Origin of the sequence: Pseudomonas sp. MOIL14HWK12:I2 (genome assembly GCF_000510745.1) — a bacterium.
Classification (GTDB): domain Bacteria; phylum Pseudomonadota; class Gammaproteobacteria; order Pseudomonadales; family Pseudomonadaceae; genus Chryseomonas; species Chryseomonas oryzihabitans.
Genome location: NZ_AZOA01000010.1, coordinates 219,010 through 239,364 on the forward strand (window position 1 = coordinate 219,010; position 20,355 = coordinate 239,364).

The 20,355-nt window shown below is 68.2% G+C and carries 15 protein-coding genes; 6 read left to right on the top strand and 9 right to left on the bottom strand.

Going from position 1 to position 20,355, the window contains the following annotated elements:
- Positions 1 to 402: 402 nt before the first annotated feature.
- Positions 403 to 2,340, top strand: coding sequence for an autotransporter domain-containing SGNH/GDSL hydrolase family protein (locus PSK12I2_RS0109560; RefSeq protein ID WP_027598214.1), 1,938 nt, complete (start codon positions 403 to 405; stop codon positions 2,338 to 2,340).
- A 51-nt stretch (positions 2,341 to 2,391) separates the two neighbouring features.
- On the opposite strand, the gene PSK12I2_RS0109565 is transcribed toward PSK12I2_RS0109560, so the two are convergent.
- The 5 genes from PSK12I2_RS0109565 to PSK12I2_RS0109585 all read right to left on the bottom strand — a co-directional run bounded on the left by PSK12I2_RS0109565 (position 2,392) and on the right by PSK12I2_RS0109585 (position 9,012).
- A complete protein-coding gene (locus PSK12I2_RS0109565) occupies positions 2,392 to 4,716 on the bottom strand; it encodes a bifunctional diguanylate cyclase/phosphodiesterase (protein WP_027598215.1) in 2,325 nt (774 codons plus the stop codon).
- Entirely contained in the window at positions 4,703 to 5,752 is a 1,050-nt protein-coding gene (locus tag PSK12I2_RS0109570) for a spermidine/putrescine ABC transporter substrate-binding protein (protein ID WP_027598216.1), read from the bottom strand. The genes PSK12I2_RS0109565 and PSK12I2_RS0109570 overlap by 14 nt, the downstream gene beginning before the upstream one ends.
- 154 nt (positions 5,753 to 5,906) lie before the next feature.
- Positions 5,907 to 6,536 (bottom strand): phosphatase PAP2 family protein, encoded by a 630-nt coding sequence (locus tag PSK12I2_RS0109575; RefSeq protein WP_027598217.1) that lies wholly within the window; start codon positions 6,534 to 6,536, stop codon positions 5,907 to 5,909.
- A gap of 170 nt (positions 6,537 to 6,706) precedes the next feature.
- Positions 6,707 to 7,897, bottom strand: a complete 1,191-nt coding sequence (gene metK, locus PSK12I2_RS0109580; protein WP_027598218.1) for a methionine adenosyltransferase — start codon at positions 7,895 to 7,897, stop codon at positions 6,707 to 6,709.
- 116 nt (positions 7,898 to 8,013) lie between these two features.
- A complete protein-coding gene (locus PSK12I2_RS0109585; RefSeq protein WP_027598219.1) occupies positions 8,014 to 9,012 on the bottom strand; it encodes a metalloregulator ArsR/SmtB family transcription factor in 999 nt (332 codons plus the stop codon).
- Between the two features lie 213 nt (positions 9,013 to 9,225).
- On the opposite strand from PSK12I2_RS0109585, the gene PSK12I2_RS0109590 reads away from it, so the two are divergent.
- From PSK12I2_RS0109590 to tkt, 5 genes are all read left to right on the top strand, one after another.
- Positions 9,226 to 9,867, top strand: coding sequence for a paraquat-inducible protein A (locus PSK12I2_RS0109590; protein ID WP_027598220.1), 642 nt, complete (start codon positions 9,226 to 9,228; stop codon positions 9,865 to 9,867).
- Positions 9,864 to 10,505, top strand: a complete 642-nt coding sequence (locus tag PSK12I2_RS0109595; protein WP_115945141.1) for a paraquat-inducible protein A — start codon at positions 9,864 to 9,866, stop codon at positions 10,503 to 10,505. The genes PSK12I2_RS0109590 and PSK12I2_RS0109595 overlap by 4 nt, the downstream gene beginning before the upstream one ends.
- Positions 10,489 to 12,135, top strand: coding sequence for an intermembrane transport protein PqiB (locus tag PSK12I2_RS0109600; RefSeq protein WP_027598222.1), 1,647 nt, complete (start codon positions 10,489 to 10,491; stop codon positions 12,133 to 12,135). The genes PSK12I2_RS0109595 and PSK12I2_RS0109600 overlap by 17 nt, the downstream gene beginning before the upstream one ends.
- On the top strand, positions 12,132 to 12,731 hold the full coding sequence (locus PSK12I2_RS0109605) for a membrane integrity-associated transporter subunit PqiC (protein WP_027598223.1): 600 nt from the start codon (positions 12,132 to 12,134) through the stop codon (positions 12,729 to 12,731). Before PSK12I2_RS0109600 ends, PSK12I2_RS0109605 begins: the two co-directional genes overlap by 4 nt.
- An 83-nt stretch (positions 12,732 to 12,814) precedes the next feature.
- Positions 12,815 to 14,812, top strand: a complete 1,998-nt coding sequence (gene tkt / locus PSK12I2_RS0109610) for a transketolase (protein WP_027598224.1) — start codon at positions 12,815 to 12,817, stop codon at positions 14,810 to 14,812.
- 69 nt (positions 14,813 to 14,881) lie between these two features.
- Here the strand turns inward: tkt and tssI are convergent, their stop codons facing one another.
- The 4 genes from tssI to nrdF all read right to left on the bottom strand — a co-directional run bounded on the left by tssI (position 14,882) and on the right by nrdF (position 20,347).
- On the bottom strand, positions 14,882 to 16,747 hold the full coding sequence (gene tssI / locus PSK12I2_RS0109615) for a type VI secretion system tip protein TssI/VgrG (RefSeq protein ID WP_027598225.1): 1,866 nt from the start codon (positions 16,745 to 16,747) through the stop codon (positions 14,882 to 14,884).
- An 87-nt stretch (positions 16,748 to 16,834) separates the two neighbouring features.
- Complete coding sequence (locus tag PSK12I2_RS0109620; protein WP_027598226.1) at positions 16,835 to 17,371, bottom strand: methylated-DNA--[protein]-cysteine S-methyltransferase; 537 nt, start codon at positions 17,369 to 17,371, stop codon at positions 16,835 to 16,837.
- Positions 17,368 to 18,906: a DNA-3-methyladenine glycosylase 2 gene (locus tag PSK12I2_RS0109625; protein WP_027598227.1), complete on the bottom strand. Its 1,539-nt coding sequence runs from the start codon at positions 18,904 to 18,906 to the stop codon at positions 17,368 to 17,370. The genes PSK12I2_RS0109620 and PSK12I2_RS0109625 overlap by 4 nt, the downstream gene beginning before the upstream one ends.
- 460 nt (positions 18,907 to 19,366) lie before the next feature.
- Complete coding sequence (gene nrdF / locus PSK12I2_RS0109630; protein WP_284670313.1) at positions 19,367 to 20,347, bottom strand: class 1b ribonucleoside-diphosphate reductase subunit beta; 981 nt, start codon at positions 20,345 to 20,347, stop codon at positions 19,367 to 19,369.
- Between the last annotated feature and the right edge of the window lie 8 nt (positions 20,348 to 20,355).

Here is a 20,355-nt window from a genome sequence, read left to right on the forward strand (position 1 = left end):
CCCTCACCCCAACACTCTCCCCTGGGGAGAGGGGGCTATTCGAACGGGCGCTTGGCGTCATCGCTCCGGAGAAAATCGTAGCCTGGAAAACGGCGCAGCCTTTTCCACTGGGCTCGCTGCCAGGGCCCTCACCCCAACCCTCTCCCCGGGGGAGAGGGGGCTATCCGAGCGGGCGATCAGCCTCATCGTCCCGATGAGCGTCGCCACGGATTGAGCGGCAGACTCGACAGTCATGGCAGGCCGCTCCGGTCGAATTGCCGACAGCCCTCTGACCTGCCGTTCAAGCCGAACAAATGTCTTCCAGGTTTTTGTTTACACCCAGATACAACGTCACAAAAACCGTCTAGCGTGGGGCCACACGCCCTGACGCGTGCCCCGATAACAACAATCAAGGATGCAGGCATGACATCTTTCCTCAGGCAACGCCTGCCGCTGGCCATCGCCCTGGCCACGGCGCTCGCGGCAACCGCCCAGGCGGCTCCCAATCCCTACAGTGGCTTCACCGTGTTCGGCGACAGCCTGCTCGATGCCGGGCAATTTCCCGATACCGGGGTCACGGGCGCCAGCCTCAGATTCACCAACCGCGTCGGTCCCGGCTACAGCCCGGCCAGCGGCGCGGTGACCGGACCGGTGTCCTCGATCCTGCTCGGCCAGCAACTGGGCTTCGATGTCCGTACCCTGGACGCCTCGACCTCGCTGATCAATCAGCGGATCGGCCTGAGCGATGGCGACAACTGGGCCACGGGTGGCTACACCACGGCGCAGATCCGCGATTCCATCACCGCTCGCAACGGCTCGGTGGTGGCGGTGGGTGGCCTGACCCTGCGCAGCCGTGACGGCTACCTGCCCGGCCTCGCCAGCCAGGGACTGAGCCTGGATCCCAACACCCTGTTCTATATCAGCGGCGGGGGTAACGACTTCCTCCAGGGACTGGTCACCTCGCCGGCCACCGCGGCGGCCGCAGCCAATCGCCTGGGTGACGGCGTGGCTGCGCTGCAGCAGGCCGGCGCCCGCTATATGGTGGTCTGGCTGCTGCCCGACATCGGCCAGACCCCAGCCCTGGCCGGTTCGCCGCAACAGGCGGCCAGCTCGGCCCTGAGTCGGGTCTACAACCAGGCGCTGGTGGCGCGCCTGGCCGGTATCGACGCCGAGATCATCGGTCTCAACGTGCCCCAGCTGCTGGCCGAGGTGGTGGCCGAGCCGGGCCGCTATGGCCTGGCCAGCGGGCAGAATCTGACCGGCACCTGCTTCAGCGGCGACAGCTGCACCCGCAACCCCACCTATGGCCTGGGTGCGGCGGCGGCCGATCCCAGCCAGCTGCTGTTCAACGATCGCGTCCACCCGACCATCACCGGCCAGCGGCTGATCGCCGACTACGCCTATTCGCTGCTGGCGGCGCCCTGGGAGGTCACGCTGCTGCCGGAGATGGCCCAGTCCACCCTCAGGGCGCACCAGGACGGCCTGCACCAGCGCTGGCTGGGCGACTGGCATGCCTGGCAGCCGGTGGGGCGCTGGCAGGGCTATGTGGATACCAGCGCGCGGCGCCTGGACGTCGACGACCAGCGCAGCACCGCCGGCGGCGATGGCAACGGCTACAGCCTGGACCTGGGTGGCAGCTATCGGCTCAGCGAGGAATGGCGCCTCGGCGTGGCCGCCGGTGTCGCGCGCCAGCGCCTGGAGCCCGGCGCGGCCGATTCCAGCTATCGCCTCAACAGCTATCTGCTCAGCGCCTTCGCCCAGTACCAGGGCGAGCGCCTCTGGGGCGATCTCACCGCCACCGGTGGCCGGCTGGACTATGACGACCTGAGCCGCCGTTTCGCCCTCGGCCCGACCACCCGCAGCGAGCAGGGCGACACCGACGGCGATCTGCGCGCCCTCTCGGCGCGGCTGGGCTACGACCTGGCGGCGGCCGGCAGTCCCTGGCACCTGAGTCCCTATCTCAGCGCCGACTATGCCCGCGTCCAGGTGGATGGCTATCGCGAGCGCGGCAACGACGCCACGGCGCTGGAGTTCGACGACCAGTCGAGCACCTCGCGGCGGCTGGGGCTGGGTCTGCAGGGGCGCTGGCAACTCGCCCCGGCCACGGCGCTGTTCGCCGACCTGGGCCGCGAGCGGGAATTCGCCGATGGCACCCGCGACGTGACCATGCGCCTGAACAGCGTGCCGGGTCTGGACTACACCCTGGACGGCTACCAGCCCGACAGCGACCGCACCCGACTGAGCCTGGGCGTGGTCCAGCGGCTGACCCCGGAACTGACCCTGCGCGGTGGCTACAGCTATGCCGGCGCGGGCGATAGCCATCAGCAGGGCGTGGGCCTGGGCCTGTCACTGGACTTCTAACCGCCGCGCTGCGGGCAAGGCCCGCTGACAGGGTGTCAGCGGGCATTGCGGCTAGACCCGGCTGGGATCGCCCAGGCGCTGGCGCTGCCAGTCGCGCAATTCGTCCAGACGGCGCGGCGGGCAAACCAGAAAGCCTTGCAGAAGATCGCAACCGGCCTGTTGCAGGCAGAGCTGCTTGAGTTCGGTGTCCACGCCCTCGGCGATCACCTGGGCGTCGCGGGCATGGCAGAAGGCGATGAGCGCATCCAGGCTGGCCTGGTTGCCGGGCTGGCTGAGGCGCTCGACGATGAGCCGGTCGAACTTGATGGTGTCGGCGGGATAGTCGGTGACCTGCTGGATCGAGGTGTAGCCGACGCCGAAATCGTCGATGGCCACGCGAAAGCCCTCGGCGCGCAATTCATGCAGCAGCCCCAGGGTCCGCTCGTTCAGCTCGGCGGCGAAGGTCTCGGTGAATTCCAGTTCCAGGCGGGCCGGATCGACACGGTGGTGGCGGACCCGCTCGCGCAGATAGGGCACGATGTCGGCCTGATCCAGTTGCGCCGACGACAGGTTGATGGACAGCACCAGGTCGCTGCCCAGCACCTCCTGCAGCGCCGGGTATTCGCGGCAGGCCTGGTCCACGACCCAGCGATCGATCCAGCGAAAGTGCCCCTGGCGTTCGGCGATGGGGATGAATTCCGCCGGTGACACCGGGCCGAGGCGCGGCGAATTCCAGCGCAGCAGGGTTTCGGCGGAACGCACCTGGCCGTTGCTGTCGACCGCCGGCATGTAGACGAGATGGAATTCCTCGTCCGGGTTCATGCGCCGCAGGTGCTCGTCCAGCAGATCCTGGCGGCGCTGGCGCGCGGCCAGTTCCGGGGTGAAGTGCACCAGGCGGTTGCCGCCTTCGTTCTTGGCCCGGTTCAGGGCCAGGTCGGCCTGGGCCAGCAGGTCGGCCAGGTCCAGCGGGGCCTCGGGGGTCGCCAGGCCGATACTCAGGGTCACCGCATAGCGCCGCTCGCCAACCAGGGTGCCGTTGTCATGGTTCTGCTGCAGCTGCTGGCCCAGGGCGAGGGCGTCGGTCGCCGCCGCCGGGCCGCGCAGCAGGATGGCGAATTCATCGCCCGCCAGGCGCGTGAACACCAGCTCGTTGCCCGCCTGATAGGCTTCCAGCTGCTGCTGGGTCTGCCGGGCCACGGCCTGCAGCAGCTCATCGCCCACTTCGTGGCCGAATCTGTCGTTCACCGACTTGAAGTGATCGAGGCCGAAATAGAGCAGGGCGATATGGCGGCCGTCCGGCTTGCCCGCCAGCCAGGATTCACCCATGAGCTGGAAGTAGCGACGATTGCCGATCTGGGTGAGGACGTCGGTGCGCAGGGCCGTGCGCAACTGCGCCAGGATGGCCAGGTTGTTGTCGTGCAGGCGCTTCATGTTGGCGCCCAGATGGCCGATCTCGCCGGGTTCGTCGCCGGTTTCGAGGGCCTGGCGCTGGCCTTCCAGCACCTCGGTGAGCTGACTGTCCAGCCGCGCGATGGGCCGGGTGATATAGCGGCGGATCAGCAGGATCAGGACCAGGATGCAGGCCAGGGTCACCAGCAGGCCGCCGCTGAAGTAGGCGATCGCCAGACGGCGCAATTCCCGGTCCAGGTGCCCCGGATCCGGGGTCAGGCGTACATAGAGATCGGGCGACAGGCGCTCGACGGCGGTGAAATCGCTGGTGCGGGCGGGCAGCGTCCGGCTGAATTCCAGGGGCGCGCCATAGCTTTGCTCGAGGGTACGGCGCATGGCCTCCATCCGGTCCGGGCTGACCGCCAGTTGCAGCGTCATCGCCAGCCCGCGCTGACCCGGCAGGGGCGGTCCGGCGGTGCTCGGCAGCAGTGAAGTGGTCGCCACCAGCAGTGATCGCCCCTGTTCGTCGAGCAGATAGTCGCGCCGCTCCAGCGGACCGCTCGGCTCCTGGGCCAGGCGTTCGAGCAGTTGCCGCTGGGCAGCGCTCAGTTGGGCGAAGGGGTCGCCACTGCGTTCGTAGTAGTAGGCCAGGCTGAGGTCGGGGCGGGCGATGGCCAGGGAGATATGGCTGGGCGCATCGTCGCCGGCCAGCTGGCGCACCGCCAGTTGCAGCTGGGTACCCAGGGCTTCGTTGCGATAGGGCACCTCGGTCTGCCGCAGGAAGTTGCCCAGGGCGGCGCTGTTGGACAGGGCATAGAGCAGGTTGCGGCTGAAGTGGTCGTACTCGCGATAGGTGGTTTCCAGCGCCGCCAGGTCATGGTTGACCCGCGAGCGTTCGAGGCCGATCACCGCTTCGCGCTGGACCGTGTAGCCCAGACCGACCAGGGTCAGGCTGCAGAGCAGGGCGACCGGCAGGATCAGCAGCAGGGCGCGTCTATTGAGCGTCATGGCGACCTACCAGAGCACTGCCGATGCGTTGCCGGGTCTGGAAGGTGTCGGGCGGACCTTCGCGAAAGACCTGGCTGCGGGCGAGCACCTCATCGGGGGGAAACAGGCTGGGATCCTGACGCAGGTCTGCCGACAGCAGCCGCAGGGCACCGGCATTGGGGGTCGCCAGGTGCAGGTCCTCGGTCGCCAGCACGGCATTGCGCGGTTCGTTGAGGAAATCGATGAAGCGCCAGGCGGCGGCCTGGTGCCGTGAGCTGCTGAGCAGGGCCACGCAGTCCACCCACAGCAGGCTGCCCTCGCGCGGCGTGACGAAGCGCCAGGGCTGCCCGGGCGTCGCGGCATTGAGCAGGTGCTGGTCGCCGCTGTAGCCCAGGGCCAGCTCGATGCGATCGCTGTAGGCCGGATTGTGCAGGGCGCTGACCACATACTGATAGGTCAGCACCGCCGGGGCCTGGGCCTTGAGCAGCGCGAAGCTGCGTCTGAGCAACTCGGGATCGTCGCTGTTGATGGCGGCGCCGAGGGTGATCAGAGGCGCCACCAGGAGGTCGTCGTGGTCTTCGAGCATGGCGATATGGCCGTGCAGGGCCGGCTCCGGCTGCAGCAGCGGCTGCCAGGACGAGGGCGCCTGGGCCAGGCGATCGCTGCGGTAGAGCAGGCCCAGGGTGCCCCAGACGTAGGGCACGGCATAGTCGCCGCAACTCTGGCGCCAGCGCGGATCGAGCTCGCTCAAATGAGGCAGGCGCTGGGGATCGATGCGCATCAGCAGGCCGTCCTGGCCGAGGCGGGTGGCGCTGACCTCGTTGATCACCACCAGGTCGAGATCGGCATCGCCGCGTGCCAGGGTGGCATCGCGCACGTCGCTACTGTCGAAATGGATTTCCTGCACGGGCGAATGAGCCTTGGCCCAGCGCTGCAACAGGGTGTCGCTGAAATAGCCTTCCCAGGTATAGAGCCGCAAGGGCTCGGCAGCCGCCACGGGTGACGCGGGCAGCCCGGTGAGCACCAGGCTGCAGACAAGGGGGAGGCAGTAGCGCATGCGGACGACTCGGCGGCAAGGACTGACTTAACTAGGAGGGGCCGCAAGGCCCTGACGTTCACCCCGCGAACGTCGGGGCTCTTGCCAGTCTAGGAGTCATCCGCGTATTCGCCAGCCGCGGGCGCCGTCTATTGCACGCGCTGAGTTCTGACCTTCAGTTCTGCAGCGGCGCCACCCCGGCGCGCTGATGGGCGCGGGTCCAGGGATTCTGCTCGTCGGCGAATTTCACCGCCAGACGCTCCAGCACCCGTTGCGTGGGCGCATTGGTGCCATGCAGCAACAGCAGGGGCAACAGCAGCAGGCTGGCGCCCAGCGCGGCCTGACGCGGCTTGAGGTTGACCTCCTGGCCCCGCAGCAGCCACAGCAGGCTGCCGCTGGCGGCGTAGCCGATGGGCAGGCCGGTCACCACTTCCGAGATCGAGTGATAGCCCAGCACCACCCGCGAGACGGCGATGAGCAGGGCGCACAGTGCGCCCAGGGCGGCCGCGGTCAGCCGCAGCGACGGCCGCGCCCGGCTGGCCAGCAGCCAGCCGAGGACCGGCAGCACACTGCCTACCAGCATGGAATGGCCGCTGAAGCCGGTGAAGTCCAGGCGCGGAATGCCCAGGCCCCAGCCAAAGAAGGCGATCTTCGACAGGGCCACGCTGAGACTGGCCGCACCAAACAGCAGCAGCCAGAGCAGTGCCGCCCGCGCCGACAGACCGGCCAGCAGCCAGAGCGCAATCAGCACTGCGCAGGGAAGCATCACCGAGGAATCGCCGAAGTTGGTGATGAACAGCCACATGGATAAGCACACTCCTGGAGAAGACGAGGCATTCTGACCACCGCACGCCCAGAGGTTGCATCGCCCGTGCCAGCCTGTGGACTGGCGCAAGAAAGCGCTGGGACCCCGGTTGCAGACCCAGAAAAAAGCCCCGGCACCGGAGGTGGCGGGGCTGTCTGCCGGGAGGCGTCTTACAGACCGGCAGCGGCGCGCAGGGCGGCGGCGCGATCGGTGCGTTCCCAGGTGAAGGTGGTGAAGGTGTCATCGCCCACGGTGATTTCCTGGGGATGGCGACCGAAGTGACCGTAGGCCGCGGTGGCCCGGTACATCGGGTGCAGCAGGTCGAGCATGGTGGTGATGGCGTAGGGGCGCAGGTCGAAATGCTCGCGCACCAGCTGCACGATCTTCTCGTCGCTGATCTTGGCGGTGCCGAAGGTGTTGATCGAGATGGAGGTGGGCTGGGCCACGCCGATGGCGTAGGACACCTGGATCTCGCAACGATCGGCCAGGCCGGCGGCGACGATGTTCTTGGCCACGTAGCGACCGGCGTAGGCGGCGCTGCGGTCGACCTTGGACGGGTCCTTGCCGGAGAAGGCGCCACCGCCGTGACGGGCCATGCCGCCGTAGCTGTCGACGATGATCTTGCGGCCGGTCAGACCGCAGTCACCCACCGGGCCGCCAATGATGAACTGGCCGGTCGGGTTGATGTGGAACTGGGTGTCCTTGTGCAGCAGCTCGGCGGGGATGACGTGCTTGACGATCAGCTCCATCACGGCTTCGCGCAGGTCGGCGTACTTGACCTCGGGATTGTGCTGGGTGGACAGCACGATGGCGTCGATGCCGACCACCTTGCCGCCGTCGTAGCGGCAGGTCACCTGGGACTTGGCGTCCGGGCGCAGCCAGGGCAGCAGGCCCGACTTGCGTGCTTCGGCCTGACGTTCCACCAGGCGGTGGGAGAAGGTGATGGGCGCGGGCATCAGCACATCGGTCTCGTTGCAGGCGTAGCCGAACATCAGGCCCTGGTCACCGGCGCCCTGGTCTTCCGGCTTGCTGCGATCGACGCCCTGGGCGATGTCCACCGACTGCTTGCCGATGATGTTGACGATGCCGCAGGTGGCGCCGTCGAAGCCCACGTCCGAGCTGTCGTAGCCGATGTCGACGATGACGTCGCGCACCAGTTGCTCCAGGTCGACCCAGGCGGAGGTGGTCACCTCGCCGGCGACGATGGCCACACCGGTCTTGACCAGGGTCTCGCAGGCCACGCGGGCGTGCTTGTCCTGGGTGATGATGGCGTCGAGCACGGCATCGGAGATCTGGTCGGCGATCTTGTCCGGATGGCCTTCGGACACGGACTCGGAGGTGAACAGGGAATATTCGCTCATCGAATGGTTCCTAAATTACCAAGGGGTAGGGGCCCGCAGGCCGGTCGAGACAGCAGTTTCCTTGCTGGACATGACGCCCTTGAGCGTCGGGTCCGCCCGCCACTGGCCGGTTGGCCTCATGACGGGGTGTTTCCCTGATCCGGGCGCGCGAACTGGCGCACCTGGATCTGAAAGCCGTTGCGCAGGCCGAGGTAGAGGCTTTCGCCCGCCTGCAGGCCGGCGGCCTGGGCCCAGCGCGCCAGTTCGTCCTGGTCGAAGCCGAGCCAGAGATCGCCACAGGCCGCGCGCGCCCAGGTCTGGTCGTGGGGGCAGAGGTCGGTGATCACCAGGCTGCCGCCCGGTGCCACGCGCCGCGCCAGCTGCTGCAGCGCCTCCGCCGGCGCGGCGAGGTGGTGCAGGACCATGTTGAGGACCACGCAGTCGGCCGCTGGCAGCGGCTCGGCGAGGGCGTCGGCCAGTTGCAGTTCGACATGGGCGAGGCCGTCGCGCTGGCAGCGCTGGCGCGCCAGTTCGAGCATGGCCGGGCTGTTGTCCACCGCCACCACCCGGGCGAAACGCCGCGCCAGGTCCGGCAGGAAGGCGCCGTCGCCCGGACCCACTTCCAGGGCGCAGCCACGCGGATCCAGGGCCAGGGCGTCCAGCAGGCTGAGCAGGCCGTCGCGATACTGCGGCAGGCTGGCGATCAGGTCCTGCTGGGCCTGGAATTTTTCCGCTACCCGGGCGAAGAAGTCGCGACTCACCGCCGCGCGCTGGGCATGCACCTCAGTGATCCGCGTCTGCACGGCGCCGGGCAGGTCCAGGGCGTCCACCTCTTCGAGCAGGGCGGCGTGCAGGGCGCCACCCAGGCTGCCGGGGCGGGGCAGGGCGCGGCGATAGAAGATGGCGTTGCCCTCGCGGCGGGTGGCCACCAGCTGCGCCTGAGCCAGCACCTTGAGGTGGTGGCTGATGCCGGACTGGCCGGTGGCGAAGATCTGCGCCAGTTCCAGCACGCCGAAGGAGGCGCTGTGCAGGGCGCGCAGGACGTTCAGGCGCAGGGGATCGCCGCCGGCCTTGCACAGGGCGGCGAGGGTATCTCCTGGTTCTTGGCCGAGCGCCGGCACGCGGAGCGGATTCATGGGGCGCTAGTCTAGAGACCCGTCCCGGGCCTCGCAAGAAAAGCATCAAAAAGTTTTGATACTTGTCCATGGCGGTGGGCCGCGCATACCTTCGTCGAGGAAGGTAAGATGCCGGGGCCTTTTGCTCAGCGGTCTTCGCAACGTTGCGGTAACGACCGCGAGACTCGCGCGTCCAACCTGCAGCCCCCTTCCAGGAGCGTCACCGGGTAACCCATGTCCGTCCAGCCACCGTCCCCTTCCGCGCCTGCCGCCAGCACGCGCCTGGTGATCTGCGAGCACTGCGATTCGGTGCATCGCCTGGAGCCGCTCGCCGCTGGCGAGCGGGCGCACTGTCTGCGCTGTGGCGCCTTGCTCTATCGTGCCAGCCGCCTGGACATCCAGGGTCTGCTGGCGCTGGCGATCGCCGCGGCGGTGCTGTTCGTGATCGCCAATGTCGGACCCATCCTGCAACTCAGCTTTCGCGGCCTGCACAGCGAGGCGACCCTGCTGGAATCGGTGGTCGCCATGAGTCGCGGCTTCGCCGGCCCCATGGCGCTGGTGGTGGCCATGACCCTGTTCGTGGTGCCGCTGCTGCAGATCCTGCTGCTGCTCTGGGTGCTCGGCTTCGCCCAGCTCGGCCGCCGTGCCCCCGGCTTCGCCACGGCCATGGTCACCCTGCACTACCTGCGGCCCTGGAGCATGATCGAGGTCTTCGTGCTCGGCGCCCTGGTGGCGGTGATCAAGCTCGCCGGCCTGCTGCACGTGGTGGTGGGCCTGGGGCTGTTCGGCATGGTCGGGCTGATGGTGGTCCTCTTGATCATCGCCAAGCGCGACCTGCACCCGCTGTGGGACGCCGTCGGGGAGCGCGAGTCTTGAGCGCGCCGCAGTTGCCGCCGCGCGCCGACGAACTCGGCCTGTGCCTGTGCCACGTCTGCGGCAAGGTCTGTACCGCGCCGCGCCGGCACAAGGCCGGCTGCCCGCGCTGCGGCTCGGCGCTGCACCGGCGCAAGCCCAACGTCTATGCCAAGACCTGGGCCTATCTGCTCGCCGCGCTGATCCTCTATATCCCCGCCAATACCCTGCCGGTGATGTTCACCGGTACCCTGGGCCGCGGCACGGAAAGCACCATCCTCGAGGGGGTGATCGAATTCTGGGAGAACGGCTCCTGGGGCGTCGCCCTGGTGATCTTCATCGCCAGCGTGGCGGTGCCCTCCATCAAGTTTCTGGTGCTCGGGACCCTGCTGGTGAGTTGCCAGCGCCGCAGCGACTGGGCCACCGCCCAGCGCGCCCGGCTCTATCGCTTCGTCGAGCTGATCGGCTACTGGTCGATGCTCGACGTGATCGTGGTGGCCCTGGTCTCGGCGCTGGTGCACTTCGGTGCCCTGAGTTCGGCGGCGCCGCGCCTGGGTATCGTGTTCTTTGGTTTCGTGGTGGTGCTGACGATGCTCGCCGCGATGAGTTTCGATCCCCGCTTGATCTGGGATGCAGAGGTGAACGATGACGGACAGGCATGAACCCGACGCCCTGGCGCCTACTCCCGAGGTACGCCGCAGTCGCTGGAGCGTATCGCTGATCTGGCTGGTGCCCATCGTGGCGGCCCTGATCGGGCTGTCCATGGTGATCCACAGCTGGGCCTCGCGCGGGCCGACCATCACGGTGACCTTTCTCACCGCCGAGGGCCTGGAAGCCGGCAAGACCCAGGTCAAGTACAAGAACGTGGTGATCGGCACCGTCAGCGACATCCAGCTGGCACCGGATCGCAACCGGGTGATCACCACCATCGAGCTGGAAAAGTCCGCCGAGGGCTTCGCGACCAAGGACGCGCGCTTCTGGGTGGTGCGGCCGCGCTTCGGCGTCAATGGCGTCTCGGGAGTCGACACCCTGGTGTCGGGCGCCTTCATCGGCGCCGACATCGGCGATTCCACCGAGTCCCATCGCGACTTCCGCGGCCTGGAGCAGCCGCCGGCGCTGATTCACGGCGCCTCGGGCAAGAGATTCATCGTCACCGCCGACGACATCGGCTCGCTGGACGTCGGCTCGCCGGTCTATTACCGGCGCATCCAGGTCGGCCGGGTGGTGTCCTTCCACCTCAACCAGGACGGCAAGGGCGTCAGCGCGCAGATCTTCGTGGATTCGCCCTACGACCGCTTCGTCACCGCCAACAGCCGCTTCTGGAACGCCAGCGGGGTCGATGTCTCGCTCAGCGCCTCCGGCCTCAAGCTCAATACCCAGTCGCTGGCCACGGTGGTGGCGGGCGGCATCGCCTTCGTCACCCCCGAATGGCCCAAGGATCCGCAGGAGGCCGACGAAGACCAGCGTTTCACCCTGTTCGACGACCAGGCCAGTGCCCTGGCGCCGCCGGATGGCGAGCCCTTCTATGTGCGGATGAGATTCCAGCAGTCGCTACGCGGGCTCGCCACCGGGGCGCCGGTGGAATTCCTCGGCATGAACGTCGGCCGGGTGGTCTCCCTGACCCCCGACTACGAGGACGCCCAGGATCGCTTCTCGCTGATCGTCGGCGCGGTCATCTATCCCCAGCGGCTGGGCGACGTCGGCAAGCGCATCGAGACCAAGGACCGCGACGGCAAGCTGTTCGCCGGCTGGGTGGCCCGCGGTCTGCGCGCCCAGGCCCGCACCGGCAACCTGCTGACCGGCCAGCTCTACATTTCCGTCGACTTCGTGCCCAATGCGCCCAAGGTGGCCTTCGATCCCCAGGCCAAGCCGCTGTCGATTCCCACCGTCACCGGCAGCTTCGATCGCCTGCAGGAGCAGATGGCCGGCATCGTCAACAAGATCGACAAGATCCCCTTCGATTCCATCGGCAAGAATCTCGACACCAGCCTGGCGCAGCTCAGCGGCACCCTCAAGCAACTCAATGCCGGGGTCCTGCCGCAGCTGACCACCACCCTGATGGGTGTGCAGCAGCTCACCGGCAGCGCCAGCCAGAGTCTGGGCGCGGATTCCCCGGTGCAGCAGAATCTGACCCAGACCCTGGAAGAGATGCAGCGCATGGCGCGTTCCCTGCGCGTGTTCGGCGACTACCTCGGCCGCCATCCGGAATCCCTGATCCGCGGTCTGGTGACCGATCCGCCGCCCAAGTTCGAACCGGGCTCCCGCGATCCCGCCAAAGGAAAACTGCAATGAAGCGCCTGACCTGCCTGGCTCTGCCCCTGCTGCTGGCCGCCTGTTCGTCCAAGGCGCCGCTCAACTACCACACCCTGACCAGCGCCGCGGAGCCCGCCAGCCAGGCGCGCGCGGCGGACTTCCGCTTCGCCCTGCAGGGCGTCTCGGTGCCGCCCCAGGTGGATCAGCCGCAACTGGTGGTACGCCAGGGCGAGGGCATCGCCCTGCTGGAAAACGAACGCTGGATCGCGCCCCTGGCCGACGAGGTGCGCAGCGCCCTGTCCGCCGACCTGTCCCGGGACCTCGGCACCCTGGACCTGGGCGATGCCCCGCGCGGCAGCGGCGCCCCGGTGCTGCGCATCAAGGTGGATCTGCAGCGCTTCGATTCGCAGCCCGGGCGCGGCGTCCAGCAGGACGCGCTCTGGACCCTGCGCCTGGCCGAGCCGGGCGGGGAGCGGGTGCTCACCTGCGGCAGCCGGATCAGCCAGCCCGCCGGCGCCTCCTATGCCGAGGTCGTCGCAGCGCACCGCCAGGCCCTGGCAGCCCTGGCCCGGCGTATAGAACCAGTGGCGCGCGCCTTCGTGGCCGACGGCGCGACAGTCTGCCCGGCGGGCTGAAGCGACCGCGCCGATTGCTGGAAGTGCCCTGGCTGGGCCAGAATGATGGCCCTTTCGCTCTGCCTCTGCCAGGAGACACCGCAATGCCCAGCCGTCGTGATCGAGCCAACGCCATCCGCGCCCTCAGCATGGATGCCGTGCAAAAAGCCAACAGCGGCCACCCCGGCGCCCCCATGGGCATGGCCGACATCGCCGAGGTGCTCTGGCACGATCAGCTCAAGCACAACCCTGGCAACCCCCAGTGGGCCGACCGTGACCGCTTCGTGCTGTCCAACGGCCACGGCTCCATGCTCATCTATTCGCTGCTGCACCTGTCCGGCTACGACCTGTCCATCGACGACCTGAAGAATTTCCGTCAGCTGCACAGCAAGACCCCGGGTCACCCCGAATACGGCTACGCCCCGGGCATCGAGACCACCACCGGTCCCCTGGGCCAGGGCATCGCCAACGCCGTGGGCTTCGCCCTGGCGGAAAAGGTCATGGCCGCCCAGTTCAACCGCGATGGCCACCAGATCGTCGATCACCACACCTACGCCTTCCTGGGCGATGGCTGCATGATGGAAGGCATCTCCCACGAGGTCTGCTCCCTGGCCGGCACCCTGGGCCTGTCCAAGCTGATCGCCTTCTATGACGACAACGGCATCTCCATCGATGGCGAGGTCGAAGGCTGGTTCACCGACGACACCCCCAAGCGCTTCGAGAGCTACGGCTGGCAGGTGATCCGCAACGTCGACGGCCACGACGCCGACGAGATCAGGACCGCCCTGGACACCGCGCGCAAGAGCGACAAGCCCACCCTGATCTGCTGCAAGACCGTGATCGGCTATGGCGCGCCGCACAAGCAGGGCAAGGAAGAGTGCCACGGCGCACCCCTGGGCAACGACGAGATCCAGGCCGCCCGTGAACTGCTCGGCTGGTCCCATGCGCCCTTCGAGATCCCCGCCGAGCTCTATGCCGAGTGGAGTGCCAAGGAGCGCGGCGCCGCCGCCGAAGCCGAATGGAACGAGCGCTTCGCCGCCTACGCCCAGGCCCATCCGCAGCTGGCCGCCGAATTCAAGCGCCGCATGGCCGGTGACCTGCCCGCCGATTTCGCCGAGCGCGCCGCCGCCTTCATCCAGGACGTCGCCACCAAGGGCGAGACCATCGCCAGCCGCAAGGCCAGCCAGAACGCCCTGCAGTTCTTTGGTCCGCTGCTGCCCGAGCTGCTCGGCGGTTCCGCCGACCTGGCCGGCTCCAACCTGACCCTGTGGAAGGGCGCCAAGGGCGTCACCGCCGAAGACGCCAGCGGCAACTATGTCCACTACGGCGTACGTGAATTCGGCATGAGCGCCATCATGAACGGCGTCGCCCTGCACGGCGGTCTGGTGCCCTACGGCGCCACCTTCCTGATGTTCATGGAATACGCCCGCAATGCGGTGCGCATGTCGGCGCTGATGAAGCAGCGGGTGCTCTATGTCTTCACCCACGACTCCATCGGTCTCGGCGAAGACGGTCCGACCCACCAGCCGGTGGAGCAACTGGCCTCCCTGCGCTACACCCCCAACCTGGACACCTGGCGTCCGGCCGATGCGGTGGAATCCGCCATCGCCTGGACCGCGGCCCTGGAGCGTCGCGACGGTCCCAGCGCGCTGATCTTCTCGCGCCAGAACCTGGCCCACAGCGTGCGTGACGAAGCCACCCTGGGCAACGCCGCGCGCGGCGGCTACGTGCTCAAGGACTGCGTCGGCGAGCCCGAGCTGATCCTCATCGCCACCGGCTCCGAAGTCGGCCTGGCGGTGCAGGCCTACGAGCGCCTGAGCGCCGAAGGTCGCCAGGTGCGCGTGGTCTCCATGCCCAGCACCAGCGTCTTCGACCGCCAGAGCCCCGAGTACCGCCAGCAGGTCCTGCCGGTGGAAGTCGGTGCCCGCATCGCCATCGAAGCCGGCATCGCCGACTTCTGGTACAAGTACGTCGGTCTCGACGGTCGCATCATCGGCATGCACACCTACGGCGAATCCGCCCCGGCTGCCGCGCTGTTCGAGCACTTCGGCTTCACCCTGGACAACGTCCTGGCGGTGGCTGGCGAGTTGCTGGAAGACTGAGTCCTGCCGCGCTAATAGAAAAAGCCACGCTGAAGCGTGGCTTTTTTATGCCCGGGATTCAGCGCCTGCTCAGGGATTCACCCGGATGCTCGGCCCTGACAGGGTGACCCCGCCGGCCTCCAGTTGCACGAAGCTGCCGCCGGCCTTGAGGGTCAGGCGGGCGCCGGCTTCCAGGACAATCTTCTGGCCGGACTGGAGCCGGATCTCGCTGCCGGCCTCGACCAGCAGACTGCCGTCTAGCCGCAGGTGCTGACTCTCGCCGATGTCCAGGTGGTCGTCGGCGCGCACCTCGCTGCGGCGCTCGCCCCGGGTGATGCGGTGTTCCTCGGCGTGGAATTCGCTGTAGCTGTTGCCGCGGATGCGCTCATGACGCTCGTGGCCGATCTCGCTGCGGTGATCATGGCCGATGCGTTCGTCCCAGTCGCGCTGGGCATGGACATGGATCTCTTCCTGACCCTCTTGATCCTCGCTGCGCAGTTCGTTGTATCCACCGCCGCCGGGGCTGCTCAGGCTCTTGAAGGTGCTGCGGGTCTTGTCCCGGGGCAGCTCCAGCGGTGGGCGATGCTCGGCGTGGTACAGGCAGCCGATCACCAGGGGTTGGTCGGGATCCCCCTCGAGAAAGCCCACCAGCACCTCCATGCCGATCCGCGGCACCGCCAGGGCGCCGTGGCCGTCACCCGCCCAGCCGCTGGCGACCCGCAGCCAGCAGCTGGTGCGCTCATCGGCCCGGCCCTGGCGGTCCCAGTGGAATTGCACCTTGATCCGGCCCAGGGCATCGCAATGGATGTCCTCGCCGGCCGGTCCGGTGACCACGGCGCTCTGGGCGCCCAGCAGCCTGGGCTTGGGATGGCGCAGGGGCAGGCGGAAGGGCTGCGTCCAGGGCCGGGCGACAAAGCTGTTGCGATAGCCCTGGCGCCAGCTGGCGGCCGGGATGGCGTCGGTGGCGTCTTCCTCCAGGACCTGGGGCTGGCGACCCTCGTGCTGGATCTCGGTCAGCAACCAGAGCTGATTCCAGTCGGCGCGCGGGTGCTGTTCCAACGGCAGGAAATGCCCGCTCACCAGGCTGGGCTGGTCGCTCGCACCCTCGGCCTGAACGGCGTCCCCTCGCAGGCGCTCCAGGCGCCGGCTGCTCAGGCGCTGGCCGGTAGCGCGATCGGTGAAGCGGCCGGGAAAGCCATAGTCTTCCAGCGCGGGCTGGGCCGCGGTTTCCGCATTGCTGTGCAGGCGCAGCCGAGGTTGCAATGGGTCGTGATCGCGTAGGGTCGCGGCGCTGCTGCGGATCTGCAGGCCGACCGCCAGGCGACTGATCACGGGTTCGTCCGTCACCAGACCACTGCCGGGTCGATAACGGGTGGCGCCCAGCCGCGCAAAGCCGGTGGCGTCATCGCCAAACACCAGCACATGACCGTCGCGGCGATGCTGGTGGTGGAAGTGCAGGCCCTCTTCTTCGCAGAGGCGGGTGAGAAAGGCCAGATCGCTTTCGCCGTACTGCACGCAGTAGTTGCGCGGCGGATAGCGCGTTGGCCCCAGGGCGAAGCGATAGTCGCCGTCGAGGATGCCGTGCTCCTCGAGCAGCTGCGCCAGGATCTCGGGCACGCTGCGTCCCTGGAAGATGCGGGAATTGACGCGGTGGGCCAGGGCAGCCAGGCGCGGCACCAGTTCGGCGCGATAGCGGGTCAGGCGCCGGCCCGTATCGCCCTGGGCCACGGCGGCGAGCTGGCCGTGGATGCCCTGGTCACCCGGACCCAGGGCGAGAAAGGCGGGCCGCTGCAACAGCGCTTCCAGCGGCCAGTCCGGGCGCTCGCTGACCAGCTCGAGCTGGAAGCGATAGGGCTGGCCGATGGCCTCGTGGCCGTCGAAGGCGAGCACCTGGAAATCCTGGGCGACGCCGTCCAGCGTCAGGGTGAAGGTCGGGGTATTGGCTGAGCTGAACATCGCATCGCGTCCTTGCGAATCGAAAGCTCCAGTGTGCGCTACAGGGTTGCACCGACTCAAGCGCCGAAAGGTGCATTCTAGAGCCTTTTAACAGGCAGATTCTGGCGCAGTGCCTGGCTGGGAGGCGGCGAAGAGATCCCGCGGCTGCGGCAGTGCGCCTTCCAGTTCCAGCAGGAATTGCTTGGTCGGCAGGCCGCCGCCAAAGCCGGTCAGGGCGCCGGACGCCCCTATCACCCGGTGGCAGGGCAGCACGATGGGCAGCGGATTGCGCCCGTTGGCGGCGCCCACCGCGCGCATCGCCTGGGGTCGGCCGAGATGGCTGGCGAGTTGACCATAGCTCCAGGTCCGGCCGTGGGGGATCTCCGCCAGGGCCTGCCAGACCGCCAGCTGGAAGGGGGTGCCGCGCGGTGCCAGGGGCAGCTCGAAGGTCCGGCGCTGCCCGGCGAAGTATTCGCCCAGCTGCTCGCGGGCCAGGTCGAGGATGGGGTGGTCGGCGGCGCTCCAGCTGGCGTCGCGCTTGGCCAGGTAGCGATTCTCGGGAAACTCCACCACGCGCAGGCCACTGTCGTCGGCGGCCAGGGTGAGCGTACCTATGGGGCTGTCCAGCAGGCAGTAGGCGATCATCGGGGCGACTCCTTGGCGAGACGGGTGGGAACGGGTTCGGCGGGGGCGTCGGCGGGCGCCTTCCAGGTGGCTTCGCGCCAGACCTGCATCACCCCGTAGGCACGCCAGGGCCGCCAGGCTTCGGCGCGGGCGTACAGGGCCTTGGCGGTCAGGCGCTCGCCGGGCGGCGCCAGCCGCTTCTGCAGCACCAGGTCTTCCACCGGGCAGGCATCGGGATGGGCCAGGGCACGCAGGGCGATGTACTGGGCGGTCCAGGGCCCTATGCCCTTGAGCGCGATCCAGCGCCGGGCGAAATCGTCCAGGGTGCGCCCGGTGTCGAAGTCCACCTCACCGGCGCGCAAGGCCCGGGCCACGGTGCCGAGGGTGCCGGCGCGGGCGCGGATCAGGCCGAGGCCGGTGAGGTCTTCCAGGGCGGCATCGGCCAGGGCATCCACCGTGGGAAAGAAGTGATGCAGACCGGCTGGCGGTCGACTGGCCTCGTGACCAGGCTCGCCCCAGGGACGACCGAAGCGCTGCACCACCCGGGCGGTCATGGTGGTCGCTGCCACCACGCTGACCTGCTGGCCGATGACGGCGCGCACGGCGATCTCGAAGCCGTCCCAGCCACTGGGCAGGCGCAGGCCCGGGCGGCGCGCCACCAGTTCCGCCAGGGTCGGATCGACCGCCAGACCCTGGGCGATGGCTTCGGGATCGGCGTCCAGATCGAACATGCGGCGAATACGCGCCACCGCGGCCTGCAGCTCTCCAGGGGCAGCACCGTGCAATTCCAGGCGCAGCGCCGGCGTGTCGGCGTCCCAGGCCGAGACGCGCAGCCAGCCCGGCTGCTCGGGGGTGCCGATCACCCGGGCGTAGCTGGTGTCGTCCAGCACCTCGACGCCGGGCAGGGCGTGGCCGCGGAGAAAATCCAGCTGGGCGGCGAAGTCGTAGGGCGGTCGATAGGCCAGGCGCAGGACCAGCACCGGCGAAGCCGCGGCCTGACCCTTGCGCACCTGACTGGGGGCCAGGCCGTAGGCGTCGCGAAAGGCGGTGTTGAAGCGTCTGAGACTACCGAAGCCGGCGGCCAGGGCCACCTCGGTGATGGGCAGCCGGGTCTCGCTGAGCAATTGCTTGGCGAACAGCAGTCGGCGGGTGGTGAGCACCGCCAGGGGTGCGGCGCCCAGGCGCTCGACGAACAGCCGGCGCAACTGACGTTCGCTGAGGTCGAGGCGGGCGGCGAGGGCGGGCAGGCCGCCGTCGTCCAGGCCTTCGTCCATCAGTCGCAGGGCCCGCGCCAGGGTGGCGTCGCCGCGTTGCCAGTGGCCGCCGGCGGGGGAGAGCTCCGGGCGGCATCTCAGGCAGGGGCGATAGCCCGCGGCCTCGGCGGCTGCGGCGCTGGGGTAGTAGCTGACGTTTTCCGGGCGTGGCGGTTGCGCCGGGCACACTGGCCGGCAGTAGATGCCGGTGGTGAGCACCGCGGTGTAGAACAGGCCGTCGAAGCGCGGATCCCGCGCCAGGCGGGCGCGTTCGAAGGCGGGAATATCGGGAAAGGCATTCATGGCGGCAGGTTAGCACCGCCGGGGAGGGGTGACTGGCCGTTTTCGGACGGGACCGCTGAGGTAGAGAGCTATCGCGGCCATGGGCCGCTCCTACAGGAGCATCAGGCGTTTGTAGGAGCGGCCCATGGCCGCGATAAGCCGTATTACTAGCGTCGTGGCGTGGAAAACGGCGCAGCCTTTTCTGCTGGGGACTTCGCGGCGAGGGGCACCCTCACCCCAACCCTCTCCCAGGGGGAGAGGGGGCTTGCCGGAGCAGGCCGGTTCAGCATCGTAGCGTAGAAAACGGCGCAGTCTTTTCCACTAGAGCTTCGTCGCGAGGGGCGCCCTCACCCCAACCCTCTCCCAGGGGGAGAGGGGGCTTGCCGGAGCAGGCCGGTTCAGCGGCGTAGCTTGGAAAACGGCGCAGCCTTTTCCGCTGAGGACTTCGTCGCGAGGGGGCTGATCGGAGCAGGAGGTAGGCTCAGAAATCCCAATCCTCGTCTTCGGTACTCACCGCCTTGCCGATGACGTAAGACGAACCCGAACCGGAGAAGAAGTCGTGGTTCTCGTCGGCGCTGGGCGACAGGGCGGCCAGGATCGCCGGGCTGACGTCGGTCATGCTGCTGGGGAACAGGGCTTCGAAGCCCAGATTCATCAGCGCCTTGTTGGCGTTGTAGTGAAGGAATTTCTTCACGTCCTCGCTCCAGCCGACGCTGTCGTAGAGGTCCTCGGTGTAGGCCACCTCGTTGTCGTAGAGATCCTGCAGCAACTCGTAGGCGAAGTCCTTGACCTGCTGGCGGCGCTCCGGGCTTTCCTTGGCCAGGGCCTGCTGGAATTTGTAGCCGATGTAGTAACCGTGCACCGCCTCGTCGCGAATGATCAGGCGGATCAGATCGGCGGTGTTGGTCAGCTTGGCGCGGCTGGACCAGTACATCGGCAGGTAGAAGCCCGAATAGAACAGGAAGGACTCCAGGAAGACGCTGGCCACCTTGCGCAGCAGCGGGTCCTCGGCGTGGTAGCGCGCCAGGATCAGGTCGGCTTTGGTCTGCAGATAGGGATTCTCCTCGCTCCAGCGATAGGCCTCGTCCACGTCCGGCGTCGAGCAGAGGGTGGAGAAGATCGAGCTGTAGGAGCGCGCATGCACCGCTTCCATGAAGCCGATGTTGGCGATCACCGCTTCCTCGTGGGGGGTGACGGCATCGGCCAGCAAGGTCGGCGCGCCCACGGCGTTCTGGATGGTGTCCAGCAGGGTCAGGCCGGTGAAGACGCGGATGGTCAGCTGCTGTTCCTTGGGCGTCAGGGTCGCCCAGGAGGGGATGTCGTTGGACAGCGGGATCTTTTCCGGCAGCCAGAAGTTGCCGGTCAGGCGATTCCACACTTCCAGGTCCTTCTCGTCCTGGATGCGGTTCCAGTTGATGGCGTTGATGCGATTCAGGCGCGGGGCGTTCATAGCTGCATTCATGACCTTTT

Coding starts and splice junctions, on each gene's coding strand:
- tssI (WP_027598225.1), bottom strand. CDS start 16,747: ATGTTCAGCTCAGCCAATACCCCGACCTTCACCCTGACGCTGGACGGC.
- PSK12I2_RS0109575 (WP_027598217.1), bottom strand. CDS start 6,536: ATGTGGCTGTTCATCACCAACTTCGGCGATTCCTCGGTGATGCTTCCC.
- PSK12I2_RS0109625 (WP_027598227.1), bottom strand. CDS start 18,906: ATGAATGCCTTTCCCGATATTCCCGCCTTCGAACGCGCCCGCCTGGCG.
- PSK12I2_RS0109565 (WP_027598215.1), bottom strand. CDS start 4,716: ATGACGCTCAATAGACGCGCCCTGCTGCTGATCCTGCCGGTCGCCCTG.
- nrdF (WP_284670313.1), bottom strand. CDS start 20,347: ATGAATGCAGCTATGAACGCCCCGCGCCTGAATCGCATCAACGCCATC.
- tkt (WP_027598224.1), top strand. CDS start 12,815: ATGCCCAGCCGTCGTGATCGAGCCAACGCCATCCGCGCCCTCAGCATG.
- metK (WP_027598218.1), bottom strand. CDS start 7,897: ATGAGCGAATATTCCCTGTTCACCTCCGAGTCCGTGTCCGAAGGCCAT.
- PSK12I2_RS0109570 (WP_027598216.1), bottom strand. CDS start 5,752: ATGCGCTACTGCCTCCCCCTTGTCTGCAGCCTGGTGCTCACCGGGCTG.
- PSK12I2_RS0109620 (WP_027598226.1), bottom strand. CDS start 17,371: ATGATCGCCTACTGCCTGCTGGACAGCCCCATAGGTACGCTCACCCTG.
- PSK12I2_RS0109605 (WP_027598223.1), top strand. CDS start 12,132: ATGAAGCGCCTGACCTGCCTGGCTCTGCCCCTGCTGCTGGCCGCCTGT.
- PSK12I2_RS0109560 (WP_027598214.1), top strand. CDS start 403: ATGACATCTTTCCTCAGGCAACGCCTGCCGCTGGCCATCGCCCTGGCC.
- PSK12I2_RS0109590 (WP_027598220.1), top strand. CDS start 9,226: ATGTCCGTCCAGCCACCGTCCCCTTCCGCGCCTGCCGCCAGCACGCGC.
- PSK12I2_RS0109600 (WP_027598222.1), top strand. CDS start 10,489: ATGACGGACAGGCATGAACCCGACGCCCTGGCGCCTACTCCCGAGGTA.
- PSK12I2_RS0109585 (WP_027598219.1), bottom strand. CDS start 9,012: ATGAATCCGCTCCGCGTGCCGGCGCTCGGCCAAGAACCAGGAGATACC.